11 protein-coding genes and 1 pseudogene are annotated in these 12686 nt (G+C 52.3%); 6 read left to right on the forward strand and 6 right to left on the reverse strand.

The window, feature by feature from the left end; genetic code table 11:
* Positions 1 to 739 precede the first annotated feature (739 nt).
* Positions 740 to 1705, forward strand: a complete 966-nt coding sequence (locus P0Y67_RS10925; protein WP_342391896.1) for a TDT family transporter — start codon at positions 740 to 742, stop codon at positions 1703 to 1705.
* Positions 1706 to 1745: 40 nt separating this feature from the next.
* Here the strand turns inward: P0Y67_RS10925 and P0Y67_RS10930 are convergent.
* Positions 1746 to 2929 (reverse strand): annotated as a pseudogene (locus P0Y67_RS10930) (MFS transporter).
* A 97-nt stretch (positions 2930 to 3026) separates the two neighbouring features.
* Between P0Y67_RS10930 and P0Y67_RS10935 the strand changes: the two are divergent.
* Positions 3027 to 3911, forward strand: coding sequence for a LysR family transcriptional regulator (locus P0Y67_RS10935; RefSeq protein WP_342391897.1), 885 nt, complete (start codon positions 3027 to 3029; stop codon positions 3909 to 3911).
* 87 nt (positions 3912 to 3998) lie between these two features.
* Here P0Y67_RS10935 and P0Y67_RS10940 read toward each other — a convergent pair whose 3' ends face one another.
* Both P0Y67_RS10940 and P0Y67_RS10945 read right to left on the reverse strand, forming a co-directional pair.
* Positions 3999 to 5456, reverse strand: coding sequence for a HAMP domain-containing sensor histidine kinase (locus P0Y67_RS10940; RefSeq protein WP_342391885.1), 1458 nt, complete (start codon positions 5454 to 5456; stop codon positions 3999 to 4001).
* Positions 5434 to 6111 (reverse strand): response regulator transcription factor, encoded by a 678-nt coding sequence (locus P0Y67_RS10945; RefSeq protein WP_342391886.1) that lies wholly within the window; start codon positions 6109 to 6111, stop codon positions 5434 to 5436. The genes P0Y67_RS10940 and P0Y67_RS10945 overlap by 23 nt, the downstream gene beginning before the upstream one ends.
* Before the next feature lie 155 nt (positions 6112 to 6266).
* On the opposite strand from P0Y67_RS10945, the gene P0Y67_RS10950 reads away from it, so the two are divergent.
* The 4 genes from P0Y67_RS10950 (at position 6267) to P0Y67_RS10965 (ending at position 10331) form a co-directional block, all read left to right on the forward strand.
* On the forward strand, positions 6267 to 6752 hold the full coding sequence (locus tag P0Y67_RS10950; RefSeq protein ID WP_342391887.1) for a GlcG/HbpS family heme-binding protein: 486 nt from the start codon (positions 6267 to 6269) through the stop codon (positions 6750 to 6752).
* Positions 6753 to 6973: 221 nt separating this feature from the next.
* Complete coding sequence (locus P0Y67_RS10955; RefSeq protein WP_342391888.1) at positions 6974 to 8401, forward strand: Na+/H+ antiporter NhaC family protein; 1428 nt, start codon at positions 6974 to 6976, stop codon at positions 8399 to 8401.
* A gap of 11 nt (positions 8402 to 8412) precedes the next feature.
* Positions 8413 to 9516: a class II histone deacetylase gene (locus tag P0Y67_RS10960; protein WP_342391889.1), complete on the forward strand. Its 1104-nt coding sequence runs from the start codon at positions 8413 to 8415 to the stop codon at positions 9514 to 9516.
* A 17-nt stretch (positions 9517 to 9533) separates the two neighbouring features.
* Positions 9534 to 10331, forward strand: coding sequence for a response regulator transcription factor (locus P0Y67_RS10965; protein WP_027251269.1), 798 nt, complete (start codon positions 9534 to 9536; stop codon positions 10329 to 10331).
* A 63-nt stretch (positions 10332 to 10394) separates the two neighbouring features.
* Here P0Y67_RS10965 and P0Y67_RS10970 read toward each other — a convergent pair whose 3' ends face one another.
* The 3 genes from P0Y67_RS10970 to P0Y67_RS10980 form a co-directional block, all read right to left on the reverse strand.
* On the reverse strand, positions 10395 to 11144 hold the full coding sequence (locus P0Y67_RS10970) for a carbonic anhydrase (RefSeq protein ID WP_342391890.1): 750 nt from the start codon (positions 11142 to 11144) through the stop codon (positions 10395 to 10397).
* A gap of 280 nt (positions 11145 to 11424) precedes the next feature.
* Positions 11425 to 12024 (reverse strand): pentapeptide repeat-containing protein, encoded by a 600-nt coding sequence (locus P0Y67_RS10975; protein WP_342391891.1) that lies wholly within the window; start codon positions 12022 to 12024, stop codon positions 11425 to 11427.
* 20 nt (positions 12025 to 12044) lie between these two features.
* Positions 12045 to 12473: a VOC family protein gene (locus tag P0Y67_RS10980; protein WP_342391892.1), complete on the reverse strand. Its 429-nt coding sequence runs from the start codon at positions 12471 to 12473 to the stop codon at positions 12045 to 12047.
* Between the last annotated feature and the right edge of the window lie 213 nt (positions 12474 to 12686).

The following is a 12686-nucleotide window of genomic DNA, read 5'->3' on the forward strand; positions in this document are numbered from 1 at the left end:
CACCAGCATCGTGACATTTCAAGAACTGTAATTTCTCGCCTATAGTGCGCATGGCCTGCGCCGACTCAGGGTGATCTTGCTTGAAGACAAGTGAAAGCAGAGCTTTGATGGCCATTTCCAGTCATAACGCGCAAAAGAAAAGCCGCACATTGCGTGCGGCTTGTGTACTCGTTTACTACCTTCAGTCTACCTACTCAGCACACTGAGGGCCTTTCTTAACGCGGGCTTCGCCACTCATTACGTTGAGTATGCCGTACTCGATAATCGTCATTCATTTCAATCGAGCATTGTGGTTATTTGGCGAAGAAGTATTAATTATATTGTGGTGTCTCATTCCAAATTGTAACACTAAGTTTTCACCGTCTTAGTGCCTTGGTGCTTTGGTACTTTGGTACTTTGGTACTTTAGCGGTTGCGTCCTCTGAAGCCGGAAACAACCAAGAAGCAGGAACATGAGAGTATCGAAGAACAGCTTAATCCTCCAGAAGCTAGAGCATGAAACTCTCTCACTTCACACGCTTCACTAATACTATGGGATCAAATCCTGTATTTCGCAACTTTTGCAGCGTTTGTTTAGAGAATTTTTCCCGGCCAGCGGCAGCCATTGGCAGGCAGGCCAAACCACTGGTAAACCACTCAGTAACAGTCAGCAATCAGAATCATTTTTTCACTATATAGTGTAGAATCCTCCGCCTAACTTCAGGGTCAACACCCGCCAGCAGGACAGAAAAAGAGGAGACATTGTGGCACTCGGCAAAGCATTTATTCAGGTCCCCACCGCCCAGGCAGCACTGGCATTAGCCATTACGGGCACCGGGCTTGCCTGGTCACTGTTTTATCCTCAATTCGGTATCCATGTCCGTTCTGTCTGTGCGCTGATCGGCGCCTGCCTGCTCATTCCTGTGGTAATGAAATACCTGCTCAATCCCAAGCTGTTCTTTTCAGATTTACACCACCCGCTGTACGGCAGCCTGATGGCACCTATGTCGATGACTATGCTGGTGCTGGCCGATTATCTCGCAGGTGTTCACCCTGCCAGTGCCCGCATCCTGTGGTATCCGGCACTGGTATTGCACCTCACCATGATGCTGTTGTTTTTCAGCTTTCAGATTAATAAGTTCCGCATGATACATTTGTACCCGAGCTGGTTCCTTTATCCCGTTGGCGCTATCAGTGGTACGCTGGCAGGCTCACAGCTCGGTCACGCTGAATTTTCGATCTTTATGACCAATGCCTGCGTGGCAATTTACTTCTTTATGCTGCCCGTGGTGCTGTACCGCTTGTGTTTTGCCGGTCGCCTGCCCCGGGTTGCTCGCCCCACTCTGACCATCATGGCCGCCCCCGTTAACCTGTCACTGACAGCGTACCTGACGAATCTGACCAGCCCCGACCCTATTCTAACCGGTGCGCTGGCGGGCATTGGCATCACGATGACGATCTTCGTCTACCTGTGTTATATCGACATCCTCAAATACAGATTTCAGCCTTCGATGGCCGCGATTACCTTTCCTTCGGTGATCAGCGCCGTGGCCATGCACCGGCTGACAGAATGGCTGCCGGATGATCATGCGCTGTCAAAATACCTTAACCTGACAGGGGTGATCGAAATCAGCGTCGCTACCCTGCTGATGTGCTGGGTCGGCGCTAACTATGCGCTGTTCTACTGGAATTTCTATTTCAGAGAGCCTTCAAGAGCCAGCCACTAAACGCGAAAAGGCCCATCTCGGGCCTTTTCTGATCTGGCTGTCAGACAGACGATGGTGCAACAGCCACTCTGTTATTATCCAGCCTGCCGGAAATCCAGGTTAAGGCGAACGCCAGCATCACTATCACAGCGCCAATCCAGGGGCATCGGTCAGCGCCATCTGCTCAACCACCACACCGCCTATCAGCGAACCCAGCGCAATACCGACATTAAACGCAGCAATATTCAGCCCTGAGGCCACATCCACAGCCTGAGGGGTATAACGCTTGGCGAGCTGAACCACATACACCTGCAGGCCCGGCACATTGCCAAAGGCAAATGCCCCCCATACCAATACGGTCAGAACGGCGAGCACAGGGCTGTGCGCGGTAAAAGTGAATACCAGTAACACCACAGCCAGTGCGGCAAATATCCACAGCAAAGCAGTCACCGGCCCTTTGTTGTCGGCCAGTTTCCCACCCCAGATATTGCCTGCCGCCACCGACACGCCGTAAATCAGCAAGATAACACTGATAGCCCCTTCCGCCAGGCCGGTCACCTGCTGAAGAATGGGAGCCAGATAGGTAAACGCCACAAAGGTGCCGCCGTAACCGACGGCTGTCATGGCATAAACCAGTAACAGGCGCGGGTTCACTAACACCGCCAGTTGCTGTTTCAGTCTGGCCGGTGGCGACTGTTTCAGGTTAGCCGGCACCAGCAGGGCACTGCCAATCAATGCAACCAGACCCAGTAGCGCCACAATCAGGAAGGTTGCCCGCCAGCCAAACAGCTGACCTATCCAGGTTCCCAGAGGCACGCCCGTCACCAGCGCCACGGTCAGCCCGGTAAACATGGTCGCGATGGCACTGGCTTCTTTTTCCTTGCTGACCAGACTGGTCGCAATGGTTGACCCGATGGAGAAGAACACGCCGTGTGCCAGCCCGGCCAGTATCCGCGCAGTAATCAGCGATTCATAGCCAGGGGCCAGCCAGGCCATCAGGTTTCCCGCAATGAATAACGTCATCAGTGATAAAAGCACGATCTTACGTGGCCAGCGTCCGGTCAGGGCCGTCAGTACCGGCGCCCCAATGGCTACTCCCAGGGCATACAGACTCACCAGCAACCCCGCTGAGGGCAGGCTGACACTTAAATCCTGCGCTATGGTGGGAACCAGCCCAACGATCACGAACTCTGTGGTTCCTATGGCAAAGGCGCTCAGAGTGAGCGCCCATAAGGCTAAAGGCATAAACTTATCTCCGTCTCAAAAGGTTGACGGCGAGTATGCCCGGGCTTATTTTTGTTAAAAATACCGCAAACCACAAATGACTTTATCGATAATGACAATAATATCACGCACAGAAGAGTTGGAGATTTTCCTTGCCGTGGTGGACAGCGGCGGGTTTTCTGCCGCCGCCAGCCAGCTGGATCTGCAGGTGGCCAAAGTCTCCAGAGCCATTGCCCGGCTGGAAGCCGAGCTGGGTGTCAGCCTGCTGACCCGCACCACCCGGCGGGTGGAACTGACCGAAGAAGGACGCTTTTTTGCGGAGCATATCCGCAATGGGCTCAGTCAGATTTCAGATGCCGAAGAAAAACTGCGAGGACTCAAAGGCCAGCCGGCTGGCCGTCTGAGGGTCGATTCAGCCAGCCCGTTTATCCTGCATCAGCTCGTCCCCCATATTGCCGAGTTCCGCGCTCAGTATCCCGACATTGATATCGAGCTGATCTCCAGCGAAAGCATTATTGATTTAATCGAAAAGCGCACCGATCTGGCGATCCGGATTGGCGAGCTGAAAGATTCCAACCTGCATGCCAAGTTCCTGGGCCGCAGTGCGCTGCGGATAGTAGCCAGCCCTGCCTATCTGGCAACATTCGGTACACCGCAAACCGCCGCCGATCTGGTTCACCACCAATGCATAGGGTTTGCCGGGCAGCCCAATCTGAATAAGTGGCCGTTAATTTCAGGGCTGTCTACACCGCTGATGTCGCTGCAGGCCAGCAGCGGCGAAACGGTGCGCCAGCTGTGCCTTAAAGGCAACGGATTGGCGCTGTTGTCGAATTTCATGGTGTGCAGGGATCTGGCAGCAGGCCGCTTGATTGCGGTAATGGACGACACGATCGCCAGCCCGAACAACCGCGAGCCGGTGCAGGCGGTCTATTATAAAAACTCCGCACTGTCGCCCCGTATCAGGGCATTTCTCGATTTTATTGCAGAAAAACTGTGTCTCTGATGAAAATTATTGCGAAGGCAGACTCACTTGAGCTGGACGCCACCGATCTTGCCGATATTGCTGCTCTGGATCGCGGCCATCGTGTGGCTAATCCGGATTTTGCGCCTGAGTGGGACTGATAGCTCCAGCTGCCTGCGCTTTGGGCAGCCGGACGGTAAACCGGCTGCCTTTACCCGGCGCTGAGTCCAGTGTGATATGTCCCTGCAGTGTCTTAACCATAGCCGTCACGAACGGCAAACCCAGACCGTAGCCGGGCTGATGACGGCTCGCTTCCACCCGGTACAGACGCTGGAAAATCAGACTCTGATGCGCTGGTGCAATCCCGATCCCCTGATCCCGGACACTGAACCACACCGCATCATCCTCTTCACCGCACAGCAGAGTGATTTCACCGCCGGGCTGGCTGTATTTCAGACTGTTATCCAGCAAGTTAACCGCGATTTGTGTCAGGCGTTTGGGATCGGATTGCAGTAGCACTGGCTGAAGAGCCGACGCATTCAGCGTCAAACCGGCATCTTCGGCCACTTCCTCATACCAGGCGGCGACTTCAGCCAGTAACGAGGCCAGATCGACCGACGCCAGCTGACAAGGATGACGGCCGACCTGCTCATCATGAATACGCATCAGGGTGGTGAGCATCTGGCTGGCTTTCTGTGCTGATTCCGCACAGTCTGATAACGCGGCGGCCAGTTTATGTTGTGACTGCTCACTCTCCTGTTTGCCATTGTGTTCGCTGAGCGCAGCTTCTGTGGTCAGTATGATACGGGACAGCGGTGTTCTGACATCATGGGCAATCGCATCCACGGTATTATCCATTCCCCGGACAGCGTCCTTCAGGCGGTTCAGCACCTGCTGCACACTCCGGCTGAGTTGTCCAAACTGCCCTCTGGCTTCAGGAGGCGGCAGATCAGTATCCAGCATGGCATCCAAAGAGCCGCTGCTGATCTGATCCACACTTTTAGCCAGGTTGTGCAAAGGCAAGAGTGTGCGGCTCAGTAGCTGCCAGACCACCAGTGACATCACAGCGACCATGACAGCCAGCGCCACAATCAGCCAACTGCCCTGCCTGAGTAACTGACTGCGCCTTGGGCCACCGTCCATCACCAGCCAGTAGCGGGCCAGTTTCCCACTGAGTTCAAGGGCAAGATAGGGCGCATCACTGAATAGGTGATACCACAAACGATCCGCTAACAGGTAGGCAGACGGAGCATCTGACAAAGTGGCTGGCTCTGCACCGCTGACCCATTCAAGCTCACCCGTAATCGTCTCTTTTGACACACTGACGGCGTTTTCAATCAGCCGGTTGGGATTGCTGACCACCACGTGCTCGAACTTTGCGTCCGACTCAAAAGTGAGGATGCGCTGGTATTCCTGACCGTACGATTCAAGCAGCTTTCTTTCCTGATAATCGAGCTGGTAAGTCAGCACCAGCGCCATGACAGTCACTATCAGCAGAAAACAGCAAAACAACGTCAGCAAAAAACGGCTGAACAAGGCACGCTGAGCACCACGTGTGGCCTGTTCAGCCCTGATGTCTGAGCACATAACCCACTCCGCGAATTGTGTGCAGCAGCGGCGTCGCATAACCTTTGTCGATTTTTCCGCGCAGGCGGCAGACCAGCACATCCACCACATTGGTCTGCGGGTCAAACTGAAAGCCCCACACCTGCTCCAGAATCACGGTTTTTGATAGCACCCGCCCCGGCTGAGTCATCAGCAATTTCAGCAAAGAAAACTCTCTGGGTTTCAATGCAATCAGCACGCCGTCCCGCCGGGCTTCCCGCGATAATAAGTCCAGCGTCAGCCCCTGATAACTGAGGACATCTGTACCTGAAGCCGCGCACTGACGCCTGAGCAACGTCTGACAACGGGCCGCCAGTTCGGCAAACGCGAATGGCTTGACCAGATAATCATCGGCACCGGACTGTAACCCCAGCACCCGTTCATCGACCGAATGACGGGCACTGAGAATAAGCACCGGAGTTAGATGCCCTTCGCCCCGTAATTGCCGCAAAATCGCCATGCCATCCATCACGGGCAACATTAAATCTAGAATGATCAGATCATAACTTTCCTGGCTGGCAAGCTGATACCCCAGTTTGCCCTCGGCACACACTGTGACCTGAAAATCCAGCTCTTCCAGCCCCTGCCGTACAAACTCACGAATAGAGGGATCGTCTTCTATCACCAAGATATGCATGCTTATTCCTGAGCGCGCCCGTGTTAGCCAAACCACAGATAATACCATGACGGTCCATGGCCTGATGATTACAGTTTGGTAATCTTCGGGCAAGTCTGCGGCAATTGAGACCCAGTAAAGTAGCGTCATTCTCCCATCCCATCAAAGGATATGACATGAAAACTCTCGCACCTCAGCTTTGCCTGGCCTTCTCTGTCTTCGTCGCGTCTGCATCGGCAGCAACCACAGTTGCCGAGACCCAGCTTGCCTCCGGCACCGCTTTTGATCTGGCACAAGCCGCTGTTGCGCAGTGCGCCAAAGATAACTATGCCGTCACTGCCACTGTGGTTGATCGCTCCGGCCGGGTACTGGCCCAACTGCGTCAGAATAATGCCGGACCGCACACCCTGGACAGCTCGCGCAAGAAAGCCTTCACTGCGGTCAGCATGAAGCAACCGACGGCGAACCTGATGACGCTGGTGAACGATAAGCCGCTGATGGCGCCGCTGAAAGACATGGATGACAATTTACTGTTTCTGGCCGGCGGTCTGCCCGTCAGTGTGGATAATCAGGTCGTCGCGGCCATTGGCGTCGGTGGCGCGCCTGGTGGTCACCTGGATGTTGCCTACGCCGAAGCGGCGATCAAAGCGGTCATTAAATAACTTTCCCGTTAAAGTCTCGTTGTTTAACTGAATATCAATGACATAGCTGGCAGTCATGTCGCTATGTCGTTGTCCATTGAACCTTCCCCGCCTCTTTTGCGCGTCTGGTATTTCGCTCAGATACTGTGCGACTTCACAATAACACTGTCCCCTTAGGGACATGTGCAGCCCCTGTCATTTACATAACAATTCCATAACAACCTCCAGGAAGGATATCGGTTATGGAATACGCCATTACGAAAGAACGCTTGAGAACCTTGCCAGTGTCCTGGCTTTTAGCGATCAGCGGCCTCGTTATCGTCGCTGTGATAAGTCATATCTTTTTTGCCGCCCAAGGCAACTTTGGTGCTGCCTCATTACTGCCCAGTGTAACTGTCATAGTGTTAGCGCTGGCCACCAGACGCACGCTTGAGCCGCTGATTGCCGGCTCTCTTATTGGCTTTCTGATTATTTCCCCCACGTCTGCATTACAAGATTTTACCGGCGCAGCCTTAGAAGTGATGCAAGGCCCGGTGATGGGCTGGATACTGCTCCTGACTGGTCTGTTTGGCGGATTGATTGCCTTACTGCATTTATCAGGCGGAACACTGGCTTTCAGTGAAAAACTGCAGCTTTATATTCGGACACGCCGGCAGGCGCTGCTCGCGAGCCGGCTGCTGGGGTTACTGATTTTTATCGACGATTACCTGAACGCGCTGACGGTCAGCGCTGCAATGAAAAAAGTCACGGACAAGCTGAAAATCTCGCGAGAAATGCTGGCCTATGTGGTGGATTCCACTTCTGCCCCGGTTTGCCTGCTAGTGCCCTTTTCAACCTGGGTCATTTTTATTGCCGGACTAATCGAAACTAACGGTGTGGCTGAAGCCGGAAGCGGTATTGCTTACTACTTCACCCTCATCCCTTATGTGGTTTACCCCTGGATTGCCGTGCTGATCATCCCCTTCGTTGCGCTGGGAATCATTCCTCCTCTGGGCGCCATGAAAAAAGCAGAAGCCCACCCAGAGATTCCAACAGAAACATTCCCTGCAGAACTCAACCAGACACCCAGAGTGATCAACTTTATTTTACCTATTCTGATCCTGATTGGCGCAACCTGGTACTTCAACATTGATGCCCTGATTGGTGTAGGCTGCGCCCTCGCGACCTGCTTTGCACTTTATACGCTGCAGGGAATCGCGACTTTCAGCCGGCTGTTTGATGAAATGATGCATGGTCTGCAAACCATGCTGGTCCCCATCGGTATTGTTTTCACGGCTTTTATTCTGCAAATCGTCAATGATAAATTAGGACTGACCCACTTTCTTATCGACACGGTTACGCCTTATGTGACAGCAGACTGGCTGCCCGTTATCGCCTTTATCGTCTTATCTGTACTCACCTTTTCTACCGGTTCATTCTGGGGAATTTATGCGGTGTCATTCCCTATCCTGGTGCCTCTGGCGCAGGCTCTGGATGCCAACATGCCATTGACACTGGGCGCTCTGATTTCAGCCGGTGCCTTTGGCAGTCACGCCTGCTTCTTTGGTGACTCGACCGTGATCGCCGCCAAAGGTTGTGGCATTTCTCCGGTACAACATGCCATCACTCAGCTTCCCTATACCCTGATAGCCGCAGGCATCAGTTCTATTATCTTCATTGTACTTGCATAAGGATTAGCACTATGAACAAGACAGGTTTTGCCTTTCATGAGCAGTGTATGTGGCACGATACCGGCCCGTGCAGTGTCTTTGATGCACCGGGGGGATTCATCCAGCCGGGTACAGCGGCAGAAAATCCAGAAACCAAGCGACGTTTCAAGAACTTACTGGATGTCAGTGGCTTATATGCAACACTGATACCCATAACGGGAGATCTGGCTACCCATGAAGATTTACAGCGATTTCACACGCATGAGTACATTCAGCGGCTGGCGATGATTAGCGATAAACAATTTGGTGATGCAGGGGCCTGCGCACCGTTTCGCCAGGATGCCTTTCATATTGCCAAGCTATCGGCAGGCTTGGCTATTGCAACGGTTGAAAGTGTGCTGGAAGGAGAGGTAAACAATGCCTATTGCCTGACCCGCCCACCGGGTCATCATGCCGAAAGTCACCAGGGCAATGGCTTCTGCCTGTTAGGCAACATCCCCATCGCCATTAAAGCCGCGCAGGCAAAAGGGCTGGTGAAACGCGTGGTGGTTGTCGACTGGGATGTCCACCACGGCAATGGCACACAGGAAGCCTTTTATCAGGATGAAGACGTACTGACAATTTCCATCCATCATGACAATAACTACCCGATAAATTCAGGATCCATCCATGAGCGCGGAGAAGGACGCGGCTTTGGTTATAACCTGAATGTTCCTTTACCTGCCGGCTCTGGCATTGGTGCTTACCAGGCCACCATGATGCAGATCGTTGAGCCCGCAATTGATCGCTTTCAACCTGAACTCATTGTGGTTGCCTGCGGTTTTGATGCCAGTGCCATGGATCCGTTAGGCTGTATGATGCTAAATGCCGAGACATACGGCTGGATGACAAAGCGCCTGATGGTACTCGCCGATAATCACTGTGGCGGAAAGATGGCAATGATTCACGAAGGCGGATATTCAGAAGGTTATGTGCCATTCTGCGGGCATGCTGTTGTGGAAGCGTTAAGCAATTCACCCCTGCACGTGCCGGATCCGCTGGGTTCAGACATTGCGAACTGGGGACAACAGTCTTTGCAGCCCCATCAACAAGCGTTACTATCCGAGATAGCCCCATTGTTGAACGCTATCTGTTAAACCTATAAGTGATTTTGATGCCTGTGTATCCTGCAAGTTTGCAACCCCTGGCTGAATTAGCGGCAAAAATCAGAACCCCTGACTTTTTGCCGGCTTTTGGGCGCTTACTGGATAACTACTTTCCAGGCATCAACTTAGCGGTTTTTTTCTACCAGCAAGATCAACGCCCGGTAACTCTGGTCCATAACCTGTCCTATGAGCAGGAGATCAAGGCTATTTTTGCCTTAGATAAACACTATCAGGATGATCCATTCTTTCAGTTTTGGCAGTCCAATCGCGAGCCCAATCTGAAAACACTGGAAGATGTCATTACCGCCGACTTTTATCACAGCCCATTTTATAACGAATATTACTCCAGGTTGGGTCTGTATGATGAAGTCATGGCTTACTTTTCCCTTTCAGAACAACAGTGTATTGCTGTCTCCTTTGGGTTTTATAACCACAGAAAGCGCTGTAAACGCGATGAGGCATTCGAGCTGATCGTCTATCTGTTCCCTGTACTGCAAGCCTTGTTTGAACAGTACTGGCTGAGCAGCAGCCTACACGACAATATGTCGGAAGGTGAACCGCTTTACGTTTCCAACCAATTTGCAGCAGACATCCTGACAGAGCGTGAAAGACAGGTGGTTCAGCTTATCCTTCAGGGCTTAGCCAGCAAGCAGATTGCAGGTAAGCTGAACATTAAGTTAGGCACGGTGAAGAACCACCGTAAAAGTATCTACAAAAAACTACAAATCAATAGCCAGCAAGAGCTGTATCACCAGTTCTGGCTTTACCAGAACCAGGAACAGCATAATCAATGGGTCAATGACTAAGCACTGTTTCAGGACTATTTCCAGGCCAATATCCTCCAACACAGCGCTTCAGGTGACAGAAGATCAGGAAGCCACCACCACGCGGCCATTCAGCGGCTGCACCGGACGGTTATTGCTGTGCCCTATGGTTTTCATGAAATCTGATATCTGACTGGCCGATAATGTCTGGGGCGCTTTCATCACCAGCCAGCGCACCCCTTCCGAGCAGGGCGGCGTGGTCAGCGAGCCGCTGAAGCGATAATAATCCTGCTGTGCGGGAAGCATCTGACTGGCATCGACAGGCTGTTTCAGCGCCGCCGTTTCCCCAACCTGTGCCGGAATGTGCGGCCAGATCGAAGCCAGTGCGTGATTGGCTTTGCCTTCTTTAAACATCACCGCAATCACCGCCAGGCTGCCGTTTTTATCAGCATGGACAAAATGCCCTTCCAGCGGAAAAGACTCACCGTGGATCAGATTTTCACTGGGGGTATGAAAGTGAAACTGTTTCAGCTCAAAGCGCTCACCATCAAGCGTGATATAGCTGCCGGGCTGATAATTGACCAGCACTGTGTGACCATCATTGATTACACTGGCACCAGCAGGCCGGTAACTGATTTCAAGCGGCGCTAATACGCCTGCAACGGCCGCGGTTAGATTGATCGGGGACTGATTTTTACCAGTGGCGCAGACCTTAAATTCAGGATCCAGCGTCGACCAGTGCTCAGGGCCATTATGCCCGCTGTAACTCCAGTGTTGATTGTCAGCCGCGAGTACCGAACCGGCCTGAAGTGCTGCAATCAGACATGACAGGGTTAAAACAAAGTGCTTTTTCATCTTCTCTCCAAACTTTGATCAAAAACCTAACCTCAGACAAACAGCCGGGACTGGCAGACCAGTGTTGGCCGGACAAAATTTCGTCCCGGTTTGTGGCGGCTATGATAAAAGCGAAGAAAAAACGCCATTGTCATCAAAGCGTCATAATGCATCCATTCTCATATGCAGCTCGATAAACCAGATTGCAATAAGCGCTATTACATAGAAATTTGAATTACTGGTCGCATTCTATTGACTCGTTTGATTGACTCGCTGCTTTGAAACTTTCCGTTACACCGGGCTAATCCACCAGCTCAACGCCCAGGCTTTCCAGCAGATGTAACGCTTCAAAACGGGAGAATTTGGCACCTTCAACCTGATTGTCGAGTACGTGAATGTTGTAATGGCTGGATTCAGTGAAATCGACCCGGCGCAGATCGGAACGCATAAACAGGCTGTGGGTGAAATCGCAGAAGGTCATGACTGAGTCTTTAAAGTCGCCTTCCCTGAAATCGACATCGTGCAGTTTGCAATCGTCCAGTTTGAGCTCATTCAATGTCAGGCCGAAAAAGGAAGCGTCATTGAGAATGCATTGCCGGAACCGCAATTCATGGTCGATATTAAACGACGGCCAGTTGGCCTGCGTCCAGTCGATACCCACCAGTTTGCATGCCAGAAAACTAACGTCGAAAAAGCGCGTGTGCGGGATCTTCAGCAAACTCAGGTTACATTGATGAAACTGGCAATTGATGAACTTGCAGTTTTTGAAGACGGCTTCGGTAAAGTTACAGTCGTTGAATTCGCAGTCTTCAAATTCAACGCCGGTAAACTCAGCAAAAGACAGCGACAACTTATCGAAGGTTTGATTGTAGTACTGCTCATCATTATCGATGTGTTTCACGGGTATATCCTTGGTTATCGTTAGACTTGTTCATCTGGCAGAAAATGCGGATTCCACACCACTTCCCACACATGCTGGTCCGGATCCTGAAAATAGCCGGCGTAGCCGCCCCAGAAAGTCTCCTGCGCGGTTTTGATCACAGTGGCACCGGCAGATTCGGCTTGTTTCATCACACTGTCGACCTCTGCTTTCGAGCCGACATTGTGCCCCAGCGTAAACCCTGTGGGTGAAGACTCTGACTGAGGCAAGCCGGTATCCTGCGCGATACTGCTGCGCGGCCAGAGCGCCAGCCTGAGCCCCGACTGCAAATCGAAAAAGGCCACTGCTCCGTGCTCAAATTCCTGGCCGATGATCCCGTCTGTGTGTAAGCCCAGACCATCCCGGTAAAAACTGACCGCTTGTTCCAGATCATCCACACCGAGTGTCAGCACACTGATTCGGGGTTTCATACTCTGTGCTCCTTATTTGACTCTGTCTGCTTGCTCTGTTTTGTTTGTTCTATCTGCTTTACCTCAATCAGCGAGGCTAACAGATTCCTTATCAATCTGCTCAGGCAGACGTTGAAAATATGAATGCCATGTGCCATGCGGTGTTTCTCTGTCTTGCGTTTTCTACACTGATTTCAGACAAAAAAGCCCGCCCCCGCGCAGGCCCGGGCGGGG

Origin of the sequence: Photobacterium sp. SP02 (assembly GCF_038519165.1) — a bacterium.
GTDB lineage: Bacteria > Pseudomonadota > Gammaproteobacteria > Enterobacterales > Vibrionaceae > Photobacterium > Photobacterium halotolerans.

Excerpts from the sequence above, each read along its gene's own strand:
- P0Y67_RS10940 (WP_342391885.1), bottom strand. The coding sequence starts at position 5,456 with ATGTGCTCAGACATCAGGGCTGAACAGGCCACACGTGGTGCTCAGCGT.
- P0Y67_RS10945 (WP_342391886.1), bottom strand. The coding sequence starts at position 6,111 with ATGCATATCTTGGTGATAGAAGACGATCCCTCTATTCGTGAGTTTGTA.
- P0Y67_RS10950 (WP_342391887.1), top strand. The coding sequence starts at position 6,267 with ATGAAAACTCTCGCACCTCAGCTTTGCCTGGCCTTCTCTGTCTTCGTC.
- P0Y67_RS10955 (WP_342391888.1), top strand. The coding sequence starts at position 6,974 with ATGGAATACGCCATTACGAAAGAACGCTTGAGAACCTTGCCAGTGTCC.
- P0Y67_RS10960 (WP_342391889.1), top strand. The coding sequence starts at position 8,413 with ATGAACAAGACAGGTTTTGCCTTTCATGAGCAGTGTATGTGGCACGAT.
- P0Y67_RS10965 (WP_027251269.1), top strand. The coding sequence starts at position 9,534 with ATGCCTGTGTATCCTGCAAGTTTGCAACCCCTGGCTGAATTAGCGGCA.
- P0Y67_RS10970 (WP_342391890.1), bottom strand. The coding sequence starts at position 11,144 with ATGAAAAAGCACTTTGTTTTAACCCTGTCATGTCTGATTGCAGCACTT.
- P0Y67_RS10980 (WP_342391892.1), bottom strand. The coding sequence starts at position 12,473 with ATGAAACCCCGAATCAGTGTGCTGACACTCGGTGTGGATGATCTGGAA.